This window comes from Rhizobium sp. PAMB 3174 (assembly GCF_052908375.1).
In genome coordinates this window covers 1,046,953-1,069,339 of sequence record NZ_CM128608.1, presented here as the reverse complement: position 1 = coordinate 1,069,339, position 22,387 = coordinate 1,046,953, and the positions used below count along the sequence as shown (strand labels likewise).

Genomic DNA, 22,387 nt, shown 5'->3' with positions numbered 1-22,387 from the left:
ATATTTTCCCGATCAGGAAATAAAATGGCAAAACAAGTCAGAAATCCAGCCGATATCGGCGCCCTGGTCCGCAGTACACGCAAGGAGCAAAACTTGCGGCAGGACGAGCTTGCCGGCGTTTCGGGCGTCGGCCTCCGGTTCATCGTCGATCTCGAAGCAGGCAAGCCGACGGCACAGATCGGAAAGGTTTTGCAGGTTCTGCAAACGCTAGGTTGTTCGATCGATATTTTGGCTCCTGGGGAACGTAGAAAATGACGGTAAGGGTTCTCAATGTCTGGTGGGATGGTCGGATTGTCGGGCAATTCACCCAAGACAGGCATGGAGATACCGGCTTTGCCTACACGGAAGCATGGCTTGATGACGAAAAGGCGCTTCCGCTGTCTGTCTCCCTCCCAAAGCGTCCGGAGCGTTTTTCTCGCCGTGAATGCCGACCTTTTTTCGGCGGCTTGTTGCCCGAGGAAAGCCAACGCCTTGTTGCGGCGCAAGCATTGGGGGTTTCACCTGCGAACGACTTCGCGCTTCTCGATCGCTTAGGCGGCGACGTCGCCGGCGCTCTTCAGCTTTTGCCTCCAGACGAGGAACCGATAGGCACAGGACTGATTGCAGAGCAGCAAACGACACCTCTCGATGAGGCCGGAATCGTTCGGATACTGGACGCACTTCCGACACGGCCGCTATTGGCCGGCCAGGAAGGCTTGAGGCTATCGCTTGCGGGCGCCCAATCAAAAGTTCCAGTTGTTCTAATCGATGGCCAGATCGCGCTTCCGCTTCCAGGTCAGGCGACTACGCATATTCTAAAGCCGCCAATTGCACGCTTTCCAGGGACAACCCAGAATGAAGCCTTCGTGATGAGGCTTGCTGCCGCAATCGGCCTCGACGTTGCCCCCGTCGAGCCGAGGTCCGCGAATGGACGCCCTTTTCTTTTGGTCGAACGATACGATCGCTATCGCGATGCCGGCGGCGTGGTTCACCGCATTCACCAGGAGGACTTTTGCCAGGCGCTGGGCGTGCCGCCCGAAACGAAATATGCGAGCGAGGGCGGGCCGACCTTCAAAGATTGTTTCGAGTTATTGCGGCGTGTTTCTGAACGACCGGGTACGGATATCGCAAAGTTGCTGGACGCAGCAATCTTCAATCTCATTGTCGGAAATGCAGACGCCCACGGCAAGAATTTTTCTGTTCTTTATGACGGTCAGAGGCCGAGGATGGCTCCATTGTACGACCTGCTTTCCACGGTGGCCTATCCAGACCTTTCACCGAAAATGGCTATGCGGATAGGAAAACGCGCAACACTTGCCGAAATGGACGCGCACGGTTGGCAGGCTTTTGCAAAGGAGACCAGTGTTGGTCTTCCGCTTCTCCGGCGCCGTCTGAATGAAATTTGCGGCGCCATCTCGTCGGCAATTGCATCGGTTTTCGAGCAACTAGCTAATAACCTCGCCGACGAGGAAAAGTTGCTCGATATCGCAGAGTTGATACGCAACAGAACGCAAATTGCAAATCTTACATCGAGAAATTGATGCACCCACTGGATTGATATCCATAGGTTTAGCAAAGATTGCTTGAAATCCGATGGTCAAGCCTTGAACAGTTGGTTGTTGTCGTATTGAGAATCAGTATTCCATCCACTAACAATGCCAGTTTGGGTTGCGCGACGATACGATCGTCAGGAAATCCGACTGGTGGAAGAGGGCTATTACAGCCTATCAGGTGAGTAGATTATGACGGGCTGGATTTTTGATGATTACATTGCTCCCGATGCGAGGCTCCGCCAAGGAGATTTCATAAGATTCGACGGCGAGGACAGCCCACTACGAAAATTTGGTATCGTTGTGACCGCAGATTGTGATTTAGAGCAACGTAAGCACGCGCGGTCTCTCACATTAGTTCCCGTTGTGCCTTCCTCAACAATTCTTGAATACTACCTCTTCCCTGAAGACTGCGAAAAGAAACGATCAATGATCGAGCGGTATGTTTTCAAACAGTTATCGATCGAAGAAAGTCAGGACGCAGAAACAAAAGCTGCACTTCTGAAACAGTTATATAGCGATCATGGAACGAATCTAGACACTTACACTAGATTAGGAGCAGAGTTTATACTTTGACAGCTCTCGTCAGTCAGCGTCCTGGACTATAAAAACTTAATGGAAAAAATAAAAAGCGCGCCCAAGAAGTTAGAAGCATTAAAGCAACAATTGCGGAGCCGGGGCGATCTCTTGATACTACCCGATACGAGTGATTTTGCTGTTAAGGCTGGAGTGGCGTGGATGCGCCATATCTGGCAAGTGCCAATTTCAGAAGTCGCAATTCGAACTTCTGAAGTTGGTGACAGATCGGGGGAGCGGATGGCGCGACTTGATTCTCCGTATCGATACCGGCTCACTCAGTTAATGGCTCAAGTCTTTTCAGATATTGGGCTGCCCAACATACCCGATATGGTTGATCAAAGCGTAGAGGATGCGTACAGCCATGTATAAATACATACTTATTACCGAATTAGCTTTGGATGCTGCCTTAATCGGAGGAGGATTTTCAGATGAAACTATGCTGCCGATTGAACAAGGGGCAGTACATAGGATAGATTTGCCCGAGCCTTTTATTGGCTACAGGGTCGCCAATGAGACTGAAATGCCCATCTTTGCTCTTGTAGGCATTGATTGTCTCGAGTTGCTTAAACTTGAAGGTGGGCGCCCAAGCGAGGCATTCCGCCGAATTGCCCGAGTACTAAAGGGTGTCAAGTCGCCCCCAGTTCACCTTCCGCGGCAATGGTTTGAGTACCATTATAAAAATCTCTTAGCTTTCTTTGCTCTGCCTCGCGAAGCCTCGAACGTCAGATGGGTCGTGGATTTTGGGGCAGGATCAAAGTTTGCGAGATTTGACTTTCTAACATCTGAGGCATCCGAAGTCGATCTTGCCAGGTTCGCGCCGACTGATTGGCCAGTGGGCTATTCGGATGCGGCAACTACCTTGCTCAATTGCACCCCGTCCCAGGCCACCAGCACGGCGCACCACAATACGCTGTCTCGCGAAGTTGACCTAGAAACGATTGGCAGCGCATCAATTGTTCACGGTCGAGCTTATGAGGAATGGGAGCGGTATCTTACAGACCCGCAGCGAGACCTACTAACGCAACCCATCGACACTTCGCTGCGCATCGTCGGGCCAGCCGGCTCAGGCAAGACGTTGTCGCTATGCATGCGCGCGCTTCAGGTCTCGCGAGACCAGAATGTAATTTCCCAGGGCAAGAGATTACTTGTCGCGACCCACAGCTGGGCTATGTCCGAGCGAATAGACGGAGTGTTGAATGCGCTGAACGGCGGGCTCCCACCGGAAGGGATCACTGTTTTCCCACTGCTTTCGCTACTGGAGCTTCACGCCGGACACATTGGTCAACGCCGAACCGATGTAATCGGCGATGACTCCACGGATGGTAGATTAAAATCGTTGGAGATAATATCGGAGGTTCTTTCATCTATCGACGTAACAAAGCATCCGGGCACGTCCAAATGGATAGCCGATGCGATGACGTCCTCCGCAGACAGCAGAGCGAGACTTGAGCTTGTCGTCAATCTCTATGAGGAGCTCTCAGGTGTACTAACTGCTTCGGGCGTATCCTCAGATGACAATGAGTCGATCAGAGAATACATCAATGCGAAACGTGAAGACTGGATGCCCCCATTTCCTCTCGTTACAGACAGAGGTATGGTCATATCTGTATATAAGCTCTTTATGCAAAATCTGATTGACAGATCAGCCATCACTACGGATCAATTTATTATTGATTCCATTCGAGTGCTTGAAACATTTACATGGAGAATGAGAAAAGAAACAGACGGATACGACTACATATTCGTCGACGAGCTACAGCTATTTGACCCGCAGGAGAGGGCGGCGCTTGAATTACTCGGTCGACAAAAGAAAGGGGTGCCGTTCATAACTGCCGAAGACCCCTCGCAGGGTGTTTTTTCCACTTTGAACGCGAGGCGCGCCAGTGTTGATAACGTACCCGTTTACCTCGACACAGTTCATCGATTTAACCGAGAAATTTTCGAATTTATTGCGTTTATCTATCAAAAGTTTCCGCTAAATGCTCTTCCGCTGAAGATCCACGACACCAAGGTACCGGGAAACCAACGCCCAACCCTGTATTCGTTGAGCGATGACGTTGCAGCGGTCGCGAAAGCAGTAGATTTGGTGGCCACCCTATCTAAATCTGCCGGCAGCAATGAGCGGATATGCGTTGTGACGCTAGGTGATGTTGATGCTCAAATCATCACAAAGTTAGAAGCGCAGCGGCTACAGATTACTCGCCTTTCCAGCTTTGATGATGTTGAGCAACTTTCCTATAGCAAAAAGTCGATTGTGGTTTCCCCATGGGAATTTATCGGTGGAACGCAGTTTTCCCACGTTGTTGTAATTGCCTTGGGTATCAATGCGCCAAGCTCTCAATTTAGTAGACTACGAGAGATGATATCTATATACTTGGCTTCTAGTCGCGCTGCTGAAACTCTAAGCTTGATTTGCAATGGATATATACCGCAAATTATTGTGGAGGCGACAGAAAACGGGTTAGTGGAACGAGCTTAGCGCTAGTTTTGGCGGATGGATTTCTTTAATTCGCTACAGTGGGAACGCAATACCGAGCGCACTATCTTCGCGCTCGGGAAATTTGTGCAGGCTCATTTGGATCGATGACCCGGGATCGTTGCGACGCTTCCAGATTCGTGACGAAGCCCACCGCAAATCCGAACAACCGAGCTATCTTTGTCAATGTTTCGAGCGTAGGATTCGCTGATCCAGCTTCGATCTCGGTAATTTGCCTGCGCGTGAGACCGAGTATCTTCGCGAACTCGTGTTGCGTCATCCCGATACCTTTGCGGATTTCCGCCACGGCGCCAGGTAAACGCAAGTCTCCTCGCCGCGCCCGCTCCGCCAGCGTTCGCCGATTCTCCAAAATCTCGTCTTTTGAGGGCTTTTTCCAACGAGCCATCTAGCAGATACCTTCGGGGCGCCAACATGTCCCCTAGTGCAAGCAGGAACTGCCTTAAGCGAAAGTCACATCAATTGACCCTTTTAATGGCTCAACTGATGCATTTTTTGAATTTATTCAACCCATCAAAGTGGGTCAATAGCGTCCGTCAGAATTGCCAGCTACCGAAGCGGCTATGGAAGCATCTGATCCGGTTCACCATCTTTCGGCCTCTCAACGCAATTCCAGACGCGAACAGCAACATTGAAAAACTAAGCAAGGGCGTCAACCAAGCAGCGGAGCCGCTCCTTGCATCAAACAGGATGAGCGAGACAGCTCCCATTGCTGCGAAAAAGACCATCCCGAAATCGTATTGCTTTGAAAGGCTGGCAAGCCGGGCCGAATGCTGGGCATAGCGCAACTGCCTTGCTAGCCTGCGTTTTTCGGATGCCAACTGATCGCGCTGGCGTCCAAGCACGTAAACTCCCTGCATTATCTGCTCTTCGAAGCTCGATTTACTCATATCGCTGACCTCAAATATTTTTCTGCGATTTCCTCTGTGAATTCGCCGTGCTGTTCGGCGTAGTCGATCAGGAACCGGATGAGCTTCAAGCGCTTGTCCGGTTCCACCTGACAGTTTTCCCTTGCAATGAAAACGTCAACCGCCTCCGTGACACGGTGATACAAGTCCACCTTGTCCCGATTGTAGGGGCTTCCTTCTCCCGTGAGCATCCATGCGGGATTCACATTGAATTTTAAATGCAGAAGGCGGAGAAGCTTCGCGGGCATCTCGCGATTTCCGCGCTCATAAGTGTTGTAAGCGCTTTGCGACACCTCAAGCGCCTCGGCAAAGGGCACTTGCTTGAGCCCGGAATCCTTTCGAACTTTGCCCAGTCTTTGCCCCATTGCCTCCATAAATCCGTCTTGCATCAAAATATCTCGAATGCGATAAAACTGTTGCGGTTAGCGCGATTATATGATTCGTTCTGTCTTGTGTCGAATTATCTCTAGGGAGTTGGGCAGTTATGCAATCTCAGCTTTTATCACCCAAACAGCTCGCAGACCGATCCGGATGGCCGGTCGCACGCATCCGGAGCCTGATCGCCAAGCAGGAAATCCGGCATGTCCGGATCGGCGGAAGTCTATTCCTGCCGGAAAACGCCGTGGATGAGTATCTTACTGCGAATATGGTGAGCCCAAGCAGAAGGCTTTGGCACTTGCTGACAACACCTCCAGAGCGTGAGGAGCGGCACATGAAGCAGCAAGCTGAAGCGCTGGCGCCACGGCCCATTTACAAGGTCGCGGTCAGCCGCGTCCGTGCGGCGGAACTTCTCGACGTCTCGACGGGCACCTTTGACGACTGGGTTCGCCGTGGCCTGATGCCGAAAGGTGTGAAGATCGGCGCGTTGCGCCGTTGGGATGCCGAGGAAATACAGCCTCTAAAATGCTGGCCATTTGCTGCGCCGAAAACGGCTGGCGGCCTTCATCTTTCTTGTTCTTCTGTCGAATTGTCAGACCCGAAAAACAGTTGGAATGGAAAAAGCCGTTTCGCCTACCCCATTCAAACATGTCATTGTAAGTTTGCAGATACTTATTGATGGTTGGAATTTTGATCGTTGGTACGCCTCTAAGTTTCAGCACCTCCTCCAGAGGTTTGCCTCTTGTCTCTGGGGACTTTGAACGGTTCTTTGGGTAACGGATCAGGGTATCCTTTACCTGTTTGGCGAACATAGGCGTTATCGACGCGACGTCGGTCTCTGCTCCCAGCACCTCTTTCAATAATGCAATGTGATCTTCTTTTTCCAAAATCGTCTTAGCTACCCAACTGTCGGAAAGCTTCTTCTCCTCACTGTACGCCTCCGCGAGCTTTGCGATGGTCATTGTCGAGGCGTCACCACTTGGCGACTTGTCCGAACCTGACTTCACAGGCGATGAAAAGTCGTACTTACGCAATTCGTCATCGTGGGTCAGCAGGGAACTCAGATAGTCGCGATAAGCAATGCGCAAATCACTTCTCAGCAAACCATATTCCTTTGTGCCCTCAGCGATACCGGCTCCGTACTTTTTTATGATCCCGGCAAGCGTCGCGGTGTCATTGTCACCGGTCAGGAAATTCAAGGGCACATTGTCAGCGATAGCTTGTTCAGCGGTTGCAACGCTGGTTTCAGTTACCTGTCTCTCCGACGGCAACATAGGACCGTTTTCGTCCAAAGCCTTCCTCCGTTGCTCCAGCAATGTGCTGAAATGGTTCTTCAGCAAGGCGCGAACTTCTTGGTAGCTCATCCTGACGGCGATTCCGTATTCGTTTATCTGGTCGCCTATGTGGCTTAGATACCTAGACAAACGCAACGCCTGACGTGGGTCCCGAAGCCCTAATGACAGCTTCAGACTAGATTGCTTCTGTTTCGGATGCAGTTGCTTCGGTATCGGCCAGCGCAAATGATAAACGCCGTTCCGAGACTTCACGAGATAGGTAGGATTGAACAATCCTATGTCCCCCTTGGATGTCCCACCAAGAAAATCCAAGGACTAAGGCTTTGATTTTAAAAGAAATGGTGGGCCCGGAGGGACTCGAACCCCCAACCAAGCGGTTATGAGCCGCCGGCTCTAACCATTGAGCTACAGGCCCGGCGCGGCTGGCGCGCGATGCGCGGGAAGCAATGGTTCCGCCCGCGCGGGTTCCGCTCTAGCCGATAAAGCCGCGCCGGGCAAGAGTTGCCGCAATCGCTTCACAATCGCCATGCACAAGCTTATGAGCGGTTGCTGAAAACCGCATATACAACAGGAGGATTGATCTTGAGTTCCATTCTTGCCCGCCGCACCTTCTTCGCCGCCCTCGGTGTCGCAAGCCTTGCCCTATCGTCCTCCGCCTTCGCCGAAGATACCGCGCCGAAGGAGGCGGTGCTCTCCGTCAGCGGCACCGGCGAGGCTTCGACCGCACCCGACATGGCGATCATCGACCTTGCCGTCCTGCGCGAAGCCGATACGGCCCGCGAGGCGCTCGACGCCAACAACAAGGCGATGAGCGACGTGCTGGCCGCGCTGAAGAAGGACGGCATCGCCGACAAGGACCTGCAGACCTCCGGCCTGTCGATTCAGCCGAAATACGACTATTCCAAGAATGACGGCTCGGCGCCGAAGCTGACCGGATACTCGGTCACCAACAGCCTGACGGTCCGCATCCGCGATCTCTCCAAGCTCGGCGCAGTGCTCGACAAGTCGGTGACCCTCGGGGTCAATCAGGGCGGCGGCATCCGCTTTGCCAACGACAAGCCGGATGCGCTGCTCGAAGCGGCCCGCACGGATGCCGTCAAGAACGCGATCGCCAAGGCCAAGACCCTGTCGCAAGCCGCCGGCGTCAAGCTTGGCCGCATCGTCGAGATGAGCGAGGCCTCCGCGGCGCCCATGCCGCAGCCGATGGTCCGCATGTCGATGGCCAAGGAAATGGCCGATGCCAGCGTGCCGGTCGCCGCCGGCGAAAACAGCTACTCGGTCACCGTCAATGTGACATTCGCGCTGGAACAGTAGGCGCAAGAAGAGACCACAAATGAAAACCGCCCTCCGCAGGTCTGCGAAGGGCGGTTTTTTGTGTCCGCCCGTCGGGGCGGTTCGGGTTTAGCGTCCGATCAGCGGGCAACCGCGGGCGTTCGCGAACACCATCCGCACCTGGTGGCGGTGATGGCGACCCTTGACCACGACGCGGCGGTGATCGGCGCGCACGACGCGGGCGTGGCGAACGCCGTGACGTTCAGCCTTGCGCAGGGCCTGGCCGGGGACGCAACCGCGGCGATGTTCGCGATGGCCGCTGTAGTAGTGATGGCCCGGCGTACCGAAATAGATGCCGAAGCCGACATCCGGGCCGCGAGCGGCGGCGGTAGACGTGGTGCCGGCGATGGTGCCGAGCGAGATCAGAAGGGCAATACCTGCCTTGGCGATGAAGTTGGTCATGGTCTCTCTCCTTGAGTTGACGTTGGGTTTCGAAGACTGCTCTCCTCAATCACTCGTCCCAAGTGATTGACCTGACGATATCGCCTGCCGCCTGAACCCAAACGGAACCGGCCGTTCATCCGCCATTCATGAAAAAGCCATGATTTCCGCCGCGTAAACGCCCGGTTTTCGCATGGTGCGAGGCAAACGACCCGACCTCCAAACGCAGAGAGCCGCCCTTTGCGGGAAGACAAAGGGCGGCTTCAGAGCTCCGGCTCCTGGACGGGGAAGTAGGTGGCCGGAGAAGGCTTGTTTCAGGCTACTAGCGGATGACCGGGCAGCCGGGAACGTTGGCGAACACCAGCCGGACCGGGCGGTGATGCTGGCGGCCATCGACGACCACGGTGCGACGGTTCATGTCGACGACATGGGCGCGGCGAACACCGAAGCGTTCGGCCTTGTCGACAGCCTGCCACGGGCTGCAAGCGGGCCGGCGGCCAAAGTCGCGGCCGAAATCGCGACCGCGGTCGCCACGGTAGCCGTCCCGATATCCATCGTGATAGCCGGGGCTGTCGATGTAGATGCCAAAGCCGAAGCGCGGGTCACGGGCGGAAGCGGTGGAGGTTATGCCGGTAATGGCGGCGATGGAAACCAAAGCTGCAATGCCTGCCTTTGCGATGAAGTTGGTCATGGTCTCTCTCCGAAAAACGTCCGTTCGTGACGTTGGCTGATCTTGTTGCACTCCCCCTCTCCAAGGGATTGAGTGGAATTTAGTCCAGCCAATCTGAACCGATCCGGAACCGGATATTCATCTGCCGTTCACGAAGCGAAAAAGATCTCAGGCCGAAAGATGCAACACGATCTGGCGGCTGTGCGGGCGGGCGCGATGCTCGAAGAGATAGAGGCCCTGCCAGGTACCAAGCGCCAACCGGCCGTCGGTGACCGGAATGCCGATCGAGGTCTGGGTCAGCGCCGCCTTGATATGCGCAGGCATGTCATCCGGGCCTTCCATGGTGTGGACGATCCAGCGCATCGACGGGTCGTCGGAGTCCGGCACCAGCCGGCGGAAGAATTCATCGAGGTCGCGCCGGACGTCCGGATCCGCGTTTTCCTGGATGACGAGCGAACAGGAGGTGTGGCGGACGAACACGGTCAAGAGCCCCTCGCCCGCCGCATTGGCACGCACGAAGGCCTCGGCCTCGCGCGTGAACTCGTAGAGCCCGGCGCCACGGGTGGAAAGCGAAAGCATGGTCTGCGGCATGGCGGTCTCCTGTCGTCACCTGACGGAGACTTGGCGCGAAGCGGTCCCGATTGCAAGGTCGCGCGCCGTGCCCCTTCCCCGTTGGCACGCCTGCAGGTAACATCCGGCGAAAAACGAGGAGACATTCATGACCGACACCCGGGACCTGTTGGAAACGCTCGCCGCGCAGGAAAAGGCGCTGGTCTTTTCCACCTTCAACGAATCGACCGCACTGCAGGTGGGGCTGGCGCTGGTGCAGGCGGCACAGGCGCAATATGCGCCCGTCGTCATCGACATCCGCACGCCGAACCGCACCCTCTTCCACGCGGCACTTCCAGGTTCGGCTCCCGACAATGACGAGTGGGCGCGCCGCAAGTCGAACACGACGTTGCGCTTCCACCGCGCCTCCTTCGCCGTCGGCGAAGGCATGCGCCAGAAGGGACGCACGCCCGGGCCGGATATCGGCATCGACCTGATGGAATATGCCACCCATGGCGGCAGCTTCCCGGTCCGCGTCGAAGGCGTCGGCGTGGTGGCGGCCATCACCGTTTCCGGTCTCGCACAGGCCGAAGACCACCAGATGATCGTTGACGCGCTCGAGACATACCTGGCGCAATAGGGAGGTAATCATGACCAGCCGGATGAAGACTGCAAGCGCGATCGGCACGGGGCTTCTGGCGGCAACTTGCCTGTGGCTGATGCCGGCACCGGCGGCTGAGGCTGCCTCGCCGAGCTTCGACTGCGCCAAGGCGAGCCACGAGATCGAGACGCTCATCTGCGGCGACAATGGCTTGGCGGCGCTCGACCGCAAGCTGCAGGATACATTCAAAGAGGCGGTCAACGTGGTGGAAAAAATGCCGAACCACGGGGCGGCGCTGAGCGACATGAAGGCCTATCAGCGCGGCTGGATCAAGGGCCGCGACGACTGTTGGAAGGCGGAAGACAAGCGCCAGTGCACCGAGACCGCCTACCGCAACCGGATCGCCGAACTGCAGGCGCGCTATGTGCTGATCAAAGGCCACGCGCCGGTGTTCTACACCTGCAACGGCAACCCGTCCGACGAGGTCGTCGCCACCTTCTTCGACACGGATCCGCAGTCCGTTAGGCTTGAGCGCGGCGACACGACGAAAATCGCCCTCCAGGCCATCTCCGCCTCCGGCGCCCGCTACGAAGGCAACTTCGGCCTTGAGTTCTGGGTCAAGGGCGACGAAGCGATGGTGACATGGCCGCAAGGCAACGACTTCACCTGCAAGGTGAGGCAGCGGTAACAATTGCGCTGGTCAAAACTGCGGCGTCACCGAGCTCTTCCCCCCGCCCCCTTCTGTCGCTCTACGCAAAGTTGGTGCTGGCGGGGAAACGATCCGAAAAATCGCCACCTGTGATCTGGTGCGACCGTCGAACAGAGAAGACGGCAACCATATCACGTTTCCCGAGCAATGGCTGTTGACGGCCATCAAACCCGTTGCTGGTCGTTAGCCTCTGCCAAGTCGGAAGCTATCGTCCGTCAGGGGAAAATTCACCTCGTCCAGCGGGGCGAGAAGATCGAAGACAAGACCTCTGATCCAGGCATGTTCGCGGTTGGACATGTCCCGCCTCGGCCAGTAGAGAAACAGCTCGATCATCGGCATGTCGAAAGGCAGCAGATAGGCCTCGATGCCAATCTGATCCGCAATCGACAGAGCGAAACGGGACGGCAGAACGCCGAGCAGATCACTCTGCGCCACAATTCGGCCAACGCCGTAATATCCGGCGACCGACATGCGCACATGCCGCTTGCGCCCGATTTCCGATAGCGCAAGGTCCTCGAAATGCGTGAAGGCTTCGTTGATCGAAAAGATCACATGGGGAAGTCCGCAGAACAGATCGAGCGGCAGCCTTTCGCCGGGCTTGATGCCCGATAACAAGGGATGCCCCTTTCGGGCAGTCACCACATTCGTCGCCCTGAAAACGCGGCGGCTTTCGATCCACGCCGGAATATCTGTCGCGATCGAAAGCACCATGTCGAAGCGTCCGCCCGTCAGCATATCGGGAAACGTATCCGTAATGGCCGGCAGCATCTTCAGCCGAGCATTCGGAGCGGCATCCGCGACCTTTGCCACGAGATTCGGCATCAGTGCTTCATGATAGAAGTCCGAGGCGCCGATAAGGAAGGACCGGCTGATCGCCGATGGGTCGAAGGAACCAGCACCGGAAAGTGCAGTCTCGAGACTGACGAGCGCCATCCTGACCGGTTCCCTCAGTGACATTGCAAATGCCGTGGGAACGAGGCTGTTTCCCTCACGAACAAGCAATGGGTCGCCGAGATGGTCCCGTAGTCGTTTCAATGCCGAGCTGACGGCGGGTTGACTGAGCCCGATCGCCTCCCCGACGCGGGTCGTATTGCGTTCCTCCAGCATGGCATCGAGAACTCGAAGAAGATTGAGATCAAGAGTCCGGAAATTCATCATGTGAATATCCTCTATTCTGAACATTGATTTCATTTATTCCATGGATTCCGGGAGAAGTCACGGCGCTGCGGAACGCAGGATAGCGAACGGCAGCGCGACAACTTTGAAACCAAGGAAAAAATCGATGAACGCGAACGCTGAAATTCTGCCGGCAGGAACAACCGTGTCCTGGCTGCACTCCGTCTACAAGATCCTCATCACGCCAAACGAAACCAATGGTCTCCTCGGCATGTTTTCCGCCATCGGCAAACCGAACTCGGGGCCGCCGCGCCATATCCATCATCATGAAGATGAAGTGATTCACATCGTCGATGGCGAAGTGCGCTTCTGGCTCGAAGGGGAAACCTTCGTCAGGCATAGCGGAGATACGGTCTTCATTCCGCGCGGCAAGGAACATGCCTTTCACATATTGAGCTCGACGCCTGCTCATTTTGTCACATGCATGACACCCGGCGGCTTCGAAAGCTTCTTTGCAAGCGCTGCCAACCGTGGCCTGCAAATTCCGCAGAACTTCCCACAGGTGAAGGCGCTGGGCGTCGACTATGGCTGCGAATTCACCGGGCCGCCAATCCAATGATGGAGCGGGAGGGGGCGCATCAAAACGCCGGGAACCCCCTCTCCTTCCACTTGGCGCGCGGCACGGGGGCGCCGACGGCGTAGGCGAAGGAGACGACGCGGGTGGCGCCCTTGTCGACCTCGCAGCGGAAGGACAGGTCGAACCATTGCCCCTGGGCGCGGAAGGCAGCCTTGCGAACCGCCAGCACGGTTCCGCTGGGCAGGTTGTAGGCCGGCAGCAGCTCAGGCTGGTAGGAAGGCTTGCCATGGCGCAGCTGCTCGCGCAGTTCGGTCACGCAGAGCCGGCTCGCGCGCTCCGAAGGCGGAATGCCGTTCTCGGCAATCATCGCCTCCTCGGAGGTACTGTCCGAATTCGAGTACAGCTTGCCCGCCCGCTTCAGATCGGGCACGTCCTCCGGCTTGGCGGCATCCTCCGCCTCCTTTTTGGCCTCATCCGTCTCGGCCTTGGTCTTGTCCGCTTCCTTATCGTCTTCAACCGGCAGCGCAAGCGCCGCGGCGGCTTCTTCCTCCGACATTGCATCGGCGCCGGACTTTGCTGCCGTCAAGGTTTGCGGCAATGGCTTGGGCTTGGGGTCCTCGGCCTTCTTGTCGGCCTCCGATGGCGCTGGCTTGCCGCCTGCGGCCTCCTGCGGCTTGACCTCCGGCTTGGCCTCATCCGTTTCGAGCTTGCGAGCCGCATCGCCGTCGAGCGCCTTCTTCGGACCGGCATCCTTGTCTCCGAAGCGGTAGGCGGGATTGAGCACGGGGATCGGAATGCGCATCGCCTGGTCCGGCTGGCCGGGTGGCGGCGTCTGCGGCTTGGGCGGCGGCTTCGGCGGTGCCGCCTGCTCCTCGGGCTTTTCCTCGGCTTTGGGCGGCGGCGTCTCCTCCGGCGGGGGCACCAGGGCAACCTGCACGGCCTGTTGTTGCTCCTCCTGCTTTTCGGGGAACTCCGGCAGGCCGAAGAGGAAGATCGCCAGCAGGAGCAGATGCAACCCCACCGACACGACGGCACCGGCAGTCACCTGCCGACGCCGGCGGCGTTGCAACTGGTGATCCTCAATGTCCGCCGTCAATTCGCTCATGGTCAGATTGATGTGGGTCGCAATGAGGCCCAATCAAGGCAATGGCGGAAGAAAGAGCCGCCCCTCACGCCGCTTTCAGCACCATCACGCCGGCGGCGATGACGCAGGCGGCGGCGATGCGGGCGCGGCCGACCTTTTCGTGCAGCACGAAATAGGAGATCAGCGCCCCGAAGAGAATGGAGGTTTCACGCAGCGCGGCAACGACGGCGACCGGCGCGATCGTCATCGCCCAGAGCGCCAGGCCATAGGATGCCGATGTTCCGATGCCGCCGACGAGGCCGCCGAGCCAGTTGCGTTTCAGATAATCGAAGAACACCGCCTTGTAGGCGAGAACCGCCCAGAGCGTGAGCGGAATGCCGGTCAGCAGGAAGACCCAGAGCGTATAGGCCGCCGGCGCGCCGGAAAGCCGCACCCCCATGCCGTCGATCAGAGTGTAGGTGGCGATCACGCAAGCATTCATCAGCGCCAGCACCGCCCCTTGCGCATTGCCACGCGAATTCAGCGCCATCGTCAGGATACCGAAGCAGATGACGGCGATGCCGGCCCATTCCAGCGGCACCAGTTTTTCCGCCACGAAGAAGGCCGAGATCAGCGCCACGATCAGCGGCGCCGTGCCGCGCATCAGCGGATAGGCCTGGCTCATGTCGGCCACATGATAGGTGCGCGCCACCATCATGTAGTAGACCACCTGGCAGCAGGTGGAGGCGGCGATGAACGGCCAGCTTTCCCGCGCCGGCTGCGGCAGGAACGGCAGCAAGACCATCGCCAGAACCGAAGAGAACGCGGCAACGAGGACGGCGGTCAGCACCTTGTTGCCGCCACCCTTGACGATCGCGTTCCAGGAGGCGTGCAGAAGGGCGGCGAAGAGGACGACGGCGAAGACGCTGAGGGGCATTGCGCGGGCGATGTCTCTGGATGGTGACGACAGGGTTGCGCCATCGGCGGAATGGACGGTCGGCCGACGTTATCGCAGGCCATGCGGGCTGTCGAGGCCGGTGATCCAGTGCCCTCTTCCGCCACCCCGGCGCCTAGCCGCCGGAGCGCGAAACCTTGCTCGGCGTCACACCATATGCCTCGCGGAACTGGCGAACGAAGTGTGAGCGCGAGGCATAGCCGGCGACGCTCACCGCATCGGTGACGCTGCCCTCGCCGCGCGACAGCATGTCATGCGCCAGCTGCAGTCGCACGGTCGCAAGCGCCCGCCGCAGGGGCATGCCGGCTTCGCTCAGGTGGCGGCGCAGAGTGGAGGCCCCGATCCCCAGCTCACGGCCGATGCTCGCCGCCGTCCAGCGCCGGGCGGGATCGCATCGCACGGTCCACATCACCCGGTCGGCAAGCGACTGCTCGAACAGGCAGGCCGCCTGCGGAACCGCGCGCAGCAGGATCAGCACCTCGGCCAGCCTGTGCTGCGCCAGCGCGCCGGCGTGGTCGGAGGCGTCGAGCGAGATCGCCGCATGTCCGAGCGCATCGACCAGATCTTCCGTGAGCGGCACCTTGAGATCGAAGCCGTCGGCGCGTTGCCGCGCACCCGGCAGGTTGCGGACGGCTTCCGGCACCTCGTCGATCTCGACCAGCAGGGATTCGTAGATACCGGTGCTCTCGGAGGGAATGTTGACGACATCGAATGCGGTCTTGGCAGGCAGGCAGAATATCTCTCCGGCGATATAGCGCTGGCCGGTGTCGCCGAACCAGAACTCCTTAGCGCCGCTCAGCAATATGCCGATCCGCGGCTTGTCGGAGACGACGCTCGCCAGCCGCTCGGTGGAAAAGCAGCAATAGCTGAAAAGCTGCGGTCCGTGGGTGTTGAACCCCGCCGAAACGCCCGGCTTGCCGACGGTGCTTGCAAGCGGCCGCAGCATGCCGAGGAGACGGCGGGACAGGAGATGGTCGGCTTTATCCGGGATGGTGAGCATGCCGGCATGATAGTCCGCCAGAATCGGCAGGCAACAGCCAGTCGAGCGTTTCCGGCACATCGCGAGCTTTTTCCGGCGCAGGACACCACCATCCGCGCACTAGGTTCAGCCCATTCCCGACAGAGGCACGCATCAGCAGTGCCGGCGGCGGGAGACAAAAACCGGAGAATGACCATGAAACGACTTATCCTTTCAGGCGCATTTGCTGCGCTTTTTGCAGCCGGAGCGGCGCAGTCCGCCGACCTCGAGCTATGGCGTCTCGACTGCGGCAGCATCAAGGTGAACGACCTCAACGCCTTTTCCGACACCTTCGCCTATACCGGCATGTCGCGGGACCTGACCGACAGCTGCTACCTGATCCGGCACGGCAAGAGCTACATGCTCTGGGATACCGGCCTGCCCGCCGCCCTTCTCGGCGCCCCGCAGGATGCAAGCGTCATGTCCCCGACGCTGAAGGCGACGATACCGGATCAGCTAAAGGCGATCGGCGTGAAGCCGGAAGAAATCTCGATCGTCGGCATCAGCCACTATCACTTCGACCATGTCGGCCAGGCGGCCGATTTTCCCGGTGCGACGCTCATGATCGGCAAGGCCGATCTCGACGCGCTGAAGGAAACGCCGTTGCCGTTTGGCGCTGATCCGAAAATGCTTTCCCCCTGGATTTCGGGCGGAGCGAAGGCCGATCCGGTTTCAGGTGACCGGGATGTCTTCGGCGACGGTAGCGTGACGATCCTTGCTGCGCCGGGCCATACGCCGGGAAGCCAGGCCCTGCTCGTCCGGCTGCAGGAGATGGGACCGGTGCTGCTCAGCGGCGACATCGTCCACTTCGAGGAACAGTTCGCCAATCACGGCGTGCCACCATTCAACACCAACCGCGCCGAAACGCTTGCCTCGATGGATCGGGTGGAAGGGATTGCGAAGGACCTGAAGGCCACGCTGGTGATCCAGCACGATGCGAACGACGTGAAGACGCTGCCCGCCTTCCCGAAGAGCGCCCGATAAAGGCATACGCCTTCGATGAAACAGAAGCCCCGGCCCGCAAGACATGTCGGGGCTTTTTGGACCTTCGCCACGTATTGATCGGTACCGAAACCAATCAACGCCGGAAATGCGGTCGTCACCCGATGCTTCGGCTCAGGCGAATGGTCCGATTACGGCCGGCATCAATGGTGGCGGACGAGTGAGGCGGCGCGAACCTCTTTCAGGACCTCGCGCATTTGGCCCTGAAGATCCTGGCGGCGGATGACGATCCCCTTGAACTTCACGCGCGCCGCCCGGTCGCGCGCATCCTTCACGGCGGCGGCGAACGCAAGGTCGTAGGTATGAAACCGTGGCGAGGTGCGCCCGGCGAGTTCATAGGTCCAGCCGTCGCAATCCGGCACAATGTCACACAGTATGTCTTTCATGGCTTCTCCTCCGTAAAACTCTGCGCCCGGCCACCTCCAGCCGTTCGCGCCTGCCGCATCGATTGATCTTTCCTAGGCTCTGGAAAAGATCGCGATCGAACGGGATTTCATCTGGAATTCACTGCCGGGTTCGTGGCTTGAAGGCTCCGGGTCCGTCGCATCGGTCGACAGCGCCAGCGTCCAGCTGCGATCTTCAAGCTGTGAAGGCATGCGGAACGTCACATCCTCCTCGGATGGATTGCAGAAGATCAGCGCTTCGTTCCAGGCACTGCGGCTGCGATACTTCTTCCCGCTCGCCAGATGCAGCTGGAAGCAGTTGGAATTCGCCCAGGAGTCCGCCGACTTCTCAGCCCCGTCCGCGTCGAACCAGTTGATGGCCATTCCGTCCCGCCAGTTGCGGCGGTGGAGAAGCGGCTGCTGCTTCCTGAGCGCGATGAGGCGACGGGTGAACCGGCTGAGATCGTGGCCGGCTTCGTCGATGTTATCCCAATCGAACCAGGTGATGTCATTGTCCTGGCAGAACCCGTTATTGTTGCCCCGCTGCGTGTGGCCGAACTCGTCGCCGGCAAGGATCATCGGCGTGCCATGCGAGAACAGCAGCGTCGCCATCAGGTTCTTTGCCTGGCGCAGACGGATGTCATTGATCCGCGGATCGTCGGTCGGTCCCTCGGCGCCATAATTGCAGCTGTGATTGTTGTCGTGGCCGTCGCGATTGTCCTCGCCATTCGCCTCGTTGTGCTTGCCCTCGTAGCTCACCAGGTCGCGAAGCGTGTAGCCGTCATGCGCGGTGACGAAATTGACGCTCGACCAGGGGCGCCGGCCGCTATGGTCGTAGATGTCCGCAGAGCCCAGAATGCGCGCGGCGACATCCGAGGCAGCGCCCTGATCGTTGCGCCAGAACTGCCGCACACCGTCGCGGTACTGGTCGTTCCACTCCGCCCAGCCGGGCGGAAAACCGCCGAGCTGATAGCCGCCGGGGCCGAGGTCCCAGGGCTCGCCGATCAGCTTGACCGCCGACAGGACCGGATCCTGCATGACGGCATCGAAGAATCCGCCGCGACGGTCGAAGCCCTCGGGCTCCCGCCCGAGAATCGACCCCAGATCGAAGCGGAAGCCGTCGACTTCCATCTCGGTCGCCCAGTAGCGCATCGAATCCGTGATCATCCGGATGACGCGCGGATGGGAGGTGTTGACCGTGTTGCCGGTACCCGTGTCGTTGATGTAGTAGCGCGCCTCGTCCGGCATCGTCCGATAGTAGGAGAAATTGTCGATCCCCTTGAACGACAGCGTCGGGCCCATTTCGTTGCCCTCGTTGGTGTGGTTGTAGACCACGTCGAGGATGACCTCGATGCCGGCGTCATGGAAGGAGCGGACCATGTCGCGAAATTCGCGCCGGCCGTTCTCGAGGACATAGCGGTTGGCGGGCGCAAAGAAGCCCATCGTGCTGTAACCCCAGTAATTGCTGAGGCCGCGATCGATCAGATGGCCGTCGTCGGTGAAGGCATGGACGGGCAACAGCTCGACCGCCGTCACACCCAGGCTCTTGATGTAATTGACGACGTTCGGATGCCCCATTCCTAGGAACTTGCCGCGCTCCCGCTCGGGCACGTCGCCTTTCAAGGCCGTGAACCCTTTCACATGCGCCTCGTAGATGATCGTCAACGGCCACGGCACCGGCCGGTGATGCGGGCGACTCTCACCCTCCTCCGACAACGGCGCACAGACCCGCGCCTTGGGCATGAACGCAGCGCTGTCGAGGTCGTTGAAGGAAAGATCGCCCGCCTCGTCCTCGAAGCGATAGCCGAAGACCGCCTCCGACCATTTGACGTCGCCGACGATCTCGCGGGCATACGGGTCGAGGAGCAGCTTGTTCGGATTGAAGCGATGGCCGGCCATCGGGTCGAAGGGACCATGCACCCGGAACCCGTAGAGCGTCCCCGGCGCCAGCCCCGGCACATAGCCGTGCCAGATCTCGTTGGTGTATTCGGGAAGCGTCAGCCGCGCGACCTCCACCTCGCCGCTGGTGTCGAACAGACAGAGTTCGACACGTTCCGCATGCGCGGAAAAGAGCGCAAAGTTGACCCCTTCCCCGTCCCACACCGCACCCAGTTCGGTCCAGCGACCGGATTCGACGACATATTTTCCAGCTTCAGCATTCATGAGTGGTGACCGCCCGAAATTGCGACGAGGAATGGGAAGATATGATTTTCAGGAAAATGTCTCATGCCGGAGGGGCGCCGGGATCGACCCGCCTCACCCGATGGCTTGCCCTGCAGCAACTGAGGCTTCATCGCGGTTCTCTCTATTGAAAAGATGCGCCGCTTTGTGCCGTCGGCGAAAGAGACAGTGGGACTGGCTCTTCTCTGGCATAACTCCGTGGATGAATACTTGTTCCGTGGGGGCCGGAAATTTGGGTGGCCGGAAGCATGCGAGACAGTTCAGCGGCTTTGAGCACGCCCGAAGTGTCTCAACAACAAAAAACCCGACGTGAAGAACACGCCGGGCTTCTTATCAATAGCAGTGCGGAGAGCTTAGCTATCCAGGAACGAGCGCAGCTTGCGCGAACGGCTCGGGTGCTTGAGCTTGCGCAGCGCCTTCGCCTCGATCTGGCGGATACGTTCGCGGGTGACCGAGAACTGCTGGCCGACTTCTTCGAGCGTGTGGTCGGTGTTCATGCCGATGCCGAAGCGCATGCGCAGCACGCGCTCTTCACGCGGCGTGAGCGAGGCGAGAACGCGGGTCGTCGTCTCGCGCAGGTTCGCCTGGATGGCGGCGTCGATCGGCAGAAGCGCATTCTTGTCCTCGATGAAATCGCCGAGATGCGAATCCTCTTCGTCGCCGACCGGCGTTTCCAGCGAGATCGGCTCCTTGGCGATCTTCAGGACCTTGCGGACCTTTTCGAGCGGCATGGCGAGCTTCTCGGCCAGTTCTTCCGGCGTTGGCTCGCGGCCGATCTCGTGCAGCATCTGGCGCGACGTGCGGACGATCTTGTTGATCGTCTCGATCATGTGCACCGGAATACGGATCGTGCGGGCCTGGTCGGCGATCGAGCGGGTGATCGCCTGACGGATCCACCACGTCGCATAGGTCGAGAACTTGTAGCCGCGGCGGTACTCGAACTTGTCGACCGCCTTCATCAGGCCGATATTGCCTTCCTGAATGAGGTCGAGGAACTGCAGGCCGCGGTTCGTGTACTTCTTGGCGATCGAGATGACGAGACGCAGGTTGGCCTCGACCATTTCCTTCTTGGCGATGCGGGCTTCGCGCTCGCCCTTCTGCACCATGTGCACGATGCGGCGGAATTCCGTGACCGAAATGCCGGTCTCGGTCGCAAGGCTCTGGATCTCCGAGCGGATATCGCGGATCGTCTGGTTTTCCTCGCGGGCGAAATCCTTCCAGCCCTTGGCGGCCAGATTGGCGATCGACTTCATCCAGTTCGGATCGAGCTCGGCGCCCTGGTACTGTTCGAGGAACGAGTCACGCTTGACGCCGTAGCTTTCGGCGAGACGCAGCAGACGGCCCTCGTTCTGCACGAGGCGCTTGTTGATGTCGTAGAGCTGCTCGACCAGAAGGTCGATGCGGTTCTGGTTGAGCGACAGCGACTTCACCGCCGTGATCAGCTCGTCCTTCAGCTCCTTGTAGCGGCGCTCCTGTGCGGACGACAGCGTACCGGTTGCCGCCAGGCGGGCTTCCACCTGCTGGTCCTGCAGCTTGCGCAGCTTCTTGTAGGTGTCGGCGATGTGGTCGAGCGTCATCATCACCTGCGGCCGCAGTTCGGCTTCCATGGCCGCCAGCGACAGGTTGCTCTCGTCCTCGTCTTCTTCTTCCTCTTCCGGCAGGCCCATCTCGCCGCCGACATTGGTAATGTCGTCCTCACCGGACGAAGAGGCCCGCGCCCGGCGCGTGTTTTCTTTCTCTTCGGCCGCCTTGCGGTCGGCTTCGATCTTTTCAGGGCTCTGGAACTGCGGAGCGGCCTTCGCCTCGGGACCGGAGTAGGTTGTCTCGAGGTCGATGATTTCGCGCAGCAGCGTCGTGCCTTCATTGAGCTCGTCGCGCCAGATGATCAGCGCCTGAAAGGTCAGCGGGCTCTCACAGAGGCCGCCGATCATGGTTTCGCGGCCAGCCTCGATGCGCTTCGCGATCGCGATTTCGCCTTCGCGCGACAGAAGCTCGACCGATCCCATTTCGCGCAGATACATGCGCACCGGATCGTCGGTACGGTCCGTCGGTTCCTTCTTCTTCGCCGTGGTCAGCGCACTGCTCGACGGCGCGGCCAGCGCACCGCCTTCGCTGTCGTCGTCGTCGCTGTCGTCGGAGTTCGCATTGGCGTTCTCGTCGACCTCGTCCTCGTCTTCGATGACGTTGATGCCCATGTCGGAGAGCATCGCCATGGTGTCTTCGATCTGCTCGGACGTGACTTCCTCGGACGGCAGGACGGCGTTGAGCTCATCCATCGTCACATAGCCGCGCTTCTTGGCGGCCTTGATCATCTTCTTGACCGCGTCGGCGGAAAGATCGAGAAGCGGACCATCCTGCGAGCTATCGCGTTCCGATTCGGCTTCTTCGTTTTCTTTGACCTTGGTTGCCATATTGCCTTGTCGCTTTCGTTGACGCTTTCAATTGCCCAGACGGTAAACGTCGCCCGCGCCTGCCGGATCAGTCACGATACGGAGGTCCTGCGAACGAATCGCCTTTCGTCAGCTAATGGAACGACGTTTAATGCCAGATTAACCACACTCACGGACGCCTGCTCGCCGGTCGGCATTTGCGACCGCTTGTTGCCAGTCATGGTTTCCCTGATCCGCCCGATACCGTTCACCAAACTTTTAGAGATGGTGATTCCCA

24 protein-coding genes and 1 tRNA gene are annotated in these 22,387 nt (G+C 58.7%); 10 read left to right on the top strand and 15 right to left on the bottom strand.

Annotation, left to right across the window (positions count from 1 at the left end; translation table 11 throughout):
* Positions 1–24 precede the first annotated feature (24 nt).
* The 5 genes from ACU5AY_RS05070 (at position 25) to ACU5AY_RS05050 (ending at position 4,587) form a co-directional block, all read left to right on the top strand.
* Positions 25–255 (top strand): helix-turn-helix transcriptional regulator, encoded by a 231-nt coding sequence (locus ACU5AY_RS05070; RefSeq protein WP_446828944.1) that lies wholly within the window; start codon positions 25–27, stop codon positions 253–255.
* Positions 252–1,520: a HipA domain-containing protein gene (locus tag ACU5AY_RS05065; protein ID WP_446828248.1), complete on the top strand. Its 1,269-nt coding sequence runs from the start codon at positions 252–254 to the stop codon at positions 1,518–1,520. Before ACU5AY_RS05070 ends, ACU5AY_RS05065 begins: the two co-directional genes overlap by 4 nt.
* A gap of 201 nt (positions 1,521–1,721) precedes the next feature.
* Positions 1,722–2,105, top strand: a complete 384-nt coding sequence (locus ACU5AY_RS05060) for a hypothetical protein (protein WP_446828247.1) — start codon at positions 1,722–1,724, stop codon at positions 2,103–2,105.
* A 39-nt stretch (positions 2,106–2,144) separates the two neighbouring features.
* Positions 2,145–2,477: a hypothetical protein gene (locus ACU5AY_RS05055; RefSeq protein WP_446828246.1), complete on the top strand. Its 333-nt coding sequence runs from the start codon at positions 2,145–2,147 to the stop codon at positions 2,475–2,477.
* Positions 2,470–4,587, top strand: a complete 2,118-nt coding sequence (locus ACU5AY_RS05050) for a UvrD-helicase domain-containing protein (protein ID WP_446828245.1) — start codon at positions 2,470–2,472, stop codon at positions 4,585–4,587. The genes ACU5AY_RS05055 and ACU5AY_RS05050 overlap by 8 nt, the downstream gene beginning before the upstream one ends.
* A 61-nt stretch (positions 4,588–4,648) precedes the next feature.
* Here ACU5AY_RS05050 and ACU5AY_RS05045 read toward each other — a convergent pair whose 3' ends face one another.
* The 5 genes from ACU5AY_RS05045 to ACU5AY_RS05025 all read right to left on the bottom strand — a co-directional run bounded on the left by ACU5AY_RS05045 (position 4,649) and on the right by ACU5AY_RS05025 (position 7,598).
* Positions 4,649–4,990 carry a helix-turn-helix transcriptional regulator gene (locus ACU5AY_RS05045; protein ID WP_446828244.1) on the bottom strand — a complete coding sequence of 114 codons (342 nt, stop codon included), beginning with the start codon at positions 4,988–4,990 and terminating at the stop codon, positions 4,649–4,651.
* Positions 4,991–5,138: 148 nt separating this feature from the next.
* Positions 5,139–5,492, bottom strand: coding sequence for a hypothetical protein (locus ACU5AY_RS05040; RefSeq protein ID WP_446828243.1), 354 nt, complete (start codon positions 5,490–5,492; stop codon positions 5,139–5,141).
* Positions 5,489–5,899: a helix-turn-helix domain-containing protein gene (locus ACU5AY_RS05035; protein ID WP_446828242.1), complete on the bottom strand. Its 411-nt coding sequence runs from the start codon at positions 5,897–5,899 to the stop codon at positions 5,489–5,491. The genes ACU5AY_RS05040 and ACU5AY_RS05035 overlap by 4 nt, the downstream gene beginning before the upstream one ends.
* Positions 5,900–6,274: 375 nt before the next feature.
* A complete protein-coding gene (locus ACU5AY_RS05030) occupies positions 6,275–7,456 on the bottom strand; it encodes a hypothetical protein (protein WP_446828241.1) in 1,182 nt (393 codons plus the stop codon).
* A 66-nt stretch (positions 7,457–7,522) separates the two neighbouring features.
* Positions 7,523–7,598 (bottom strand) — tRNA-Ile (locus ACU5AY_RS05025).
* Between the two features lie 167 nt (positions 7,599–7,765).
* On the opposite strand from ACU5AY_RS05025, the gene ACU5AY_RS05020 reads away from it, so the two are divergent.
* Positions 7,766–8,497, top strand: a complete 732-nt coding sequence (locus tag ACU5AY_RS05020) for an SIMPL domain-containing protein (RefSeq protein ID WP_446828240.1) — start codon at positions 7,766–7,768, stop codon at positions 8,495–8,497.
* Positions 8,498–8,584: 87 nt separating this feature from the next.
* Here ACU5AY_RS05020 and ACU5AY_RS05015 read toward each other — a convergent pair whose 3' ends face one another.
* From ACU5AY_RS05015 to ACU5AY_RS05005, 3 genes are all read right to left on the bottom strand, one after another.
* Positions 8,585–8,917: a hypothetical protein gene (locus ACU5AY_RS05015; RefSeq protein WP_446828239.1), complete on the bottom strand. Its 333-nt coding sequence runs from the start codon at positions 8,915–8,917 to the stop codon at positions 8,585–8,587.
* 301 nt (positions 8,918–9,218) lie between these two features.
* Positions 9,219–9,587 carry a hypothetical protein gene (locus ACU5AY_RS05010; RefSeq protein WP_446828238.1) on the bottom strand — a complete coding sequence of 123 codons (369 nt, stop codon included), beginning with the start codon at positions 9,585–9,587 and terminating at the stop codon, positions 9,219–9,221.
* Between the two features lie 147 nt (positions 9,588–9,734).
* Positions 9,735–10,157, bottom strand: coding sequence for a secondary thiamine-phosphate synthase enzyme YjbQ (locus ACU5AY_RS05005; protein WP_446828237.1), 423 nt, complete (start codon positions 10,155–10,157; stop codon positions 9,735–9,737).
* A 127-nt stretch (positions 10,158–10,284) separates the two neighbouring features.
* On the opposite strand from ACU5AY_RS05005, the gene ACU5AY_RS05000 reads away from it, so the two are divergent.
* Together ACU5AY_RS05000 and ACU5AY_RS04995 are read left to right on the top strand one after the other, a co-directional pair.
* Entirely contained in the window at positions 10,285–10,755 is a 471-nt protein-coding gene (locus ACU5AY_RS05000; RefSeq protein WP_446828236.1) for a heme-degrading domain-containing protein, read from the top strand.
* A 10-nt stretch (positions 10,756–10,765) separates the two neighbouring features.
* The gene (locus ACU5AY_RS04995) at positions 10,766–11,404 is read left to right on the top strand and encodes an MliC family protein (RefSeq protein WP_446828235.1); all 639 of its coding nucleotides are present in this window, start codon (positions 10,766–10,768) and stop codon (positions 11,402–11,404) included.
* A gap of 204 nt (positions 11,405–11,608) precedes the next feature.
* Here the strand turns inward: ACU5AY_RS04995 and ACU5AY_RS04990 are convergent, their stop codons facing one another.
* Positions 11,609–12,583: a LysR family transcriptional regulator gene (locus ACU5AY_RS04990; protein ID WP_446828234.1), complete on the bottom strand. Its 975-nt coding sequence runs from the start codon at positions 12,581–12,583 to the stop codon at positions 11,609–11,611.
* A gap of 40 nt (positions 12,584–12,623) precedes the next feature.
* Between ACU5AY_RS04990 and ACU5AY_RS04985 the strand changes: the two genes are divergently transcribed.
* Positions 12,624–13,160: a cupin domain-containing protein gene (locus ACU5AY_RS04985; protein ID WP_446828233.1), complete on the top strand. Its 537-nt coding sequence runs from the start codon at positions 12,624–12,626 to the stop codon at positions 13,158–13,160.
* Positions 13,161–13,179: 19 nt separating this feature from the next.
* Here ACU5AY_RS04985 and ACU5AY_RS04980 read toward each other — a convergent pair whose 3' ends face one another.
* From ACU5AY_RS04980 to ACU5AY_RS04970, 3 genes are all read right to left on the bottom strand, one after another.
* Entirely contained in the window at positions 13,180–14,223 is a 1,044-nt protein-coding gene (locus ACU5AY_RS04980; protein ID WP_446828232.1) for a DUF930 domain-containing protein, read from the bottom strand.
* Positions 14,224–14,287: 64 nt separating this feature from the next.
* On the bottom strand, positions 14,288–15,118 hold the full coding sequence (locus ACU5AY_RS04975; RefSeq protein WP_446828231.1) for an EamA family transporter: 831 nt from the start codon (positions 15,116–15,118) through the stop codon (positions 14,288–14,290).
* 133 nt (positions 15,119–15,251) lie between these two features.
* A complete protein-coding gene (locus ACU5AY_RS04970; RefSeq protein ID WP_446828230.1) occupies positions 15,252–16,196 on the bottom strand; it encodes a helix-turn-helix domain-containing protein in 945 nt (314 codons plus the stop codon).
* A 114-nt stretch (positions 16,197–16,310) separates the two neighbouring features.
* On the opposite strand from ACU5AY_RS04970, the gene ACU5AY_RS04965 reads away from it, so the two are divergent.
* Positions 16,311–17,138 carry an N-acyl homoserine lactonase family protein gene (locus ACU5AY_RS04965; RefSeq protein WP_446828229.1) on the top strand — a complete coding sequence of 276 codons (828 nt, stop codon included), beginning with the start codon at positions 16,311–16,313 and terminating at the stop codon, positions 17,136–17,138.
* 161 nt (positions 17,139–17,299) lie between these two features.
* Here ACU5AY_RS04965 and ACU5AY_RS04960 read toward each other — a convergent pair whose 3' ends face one another.
* The 3 genes from ACU5AY_RS04960 to rpoD form a co-directional block, all read right to left on the bottom strand.
* On the bottom strand, positions 17,300–17,542 hold the full coding sequence (locus ACU5AY_RS04960; protein WP_446823667.1) for a hypothetical protein: 243 nt from the start codon (positions 17,540–17,542) through the stop codon (positions 17,300–17,302).
* A 72-nt stretch (positions 17,543–17,614) separates the two neighbouring features.
* Positions 17,615–19,702, bottom strand: coding sequence for a glycogen debranching protein GlgX (gene glgX / locus ACU5AY_RS04955; protein WP_446828228.1), 2,088 nt, complete (start codon positions 19,700–19,702; stop codon positions 17,615–17,617).
* A gap of 371 nt (positions 19,703–20,073) precedes the next feature.
* Entirely contained in the window at positions 20,074–22,131 is a 2,058-nt protein-coding gene (rpoD, locus tag ACU5AY_RS04950; RefSeq protein ID WP_446828227.1) for an RNA polymerase sigma factor RpoD, read from the bottom strand.
* Between the last annotated feature and the right edge of the window lie 256 nt (positions 22,132–22,387).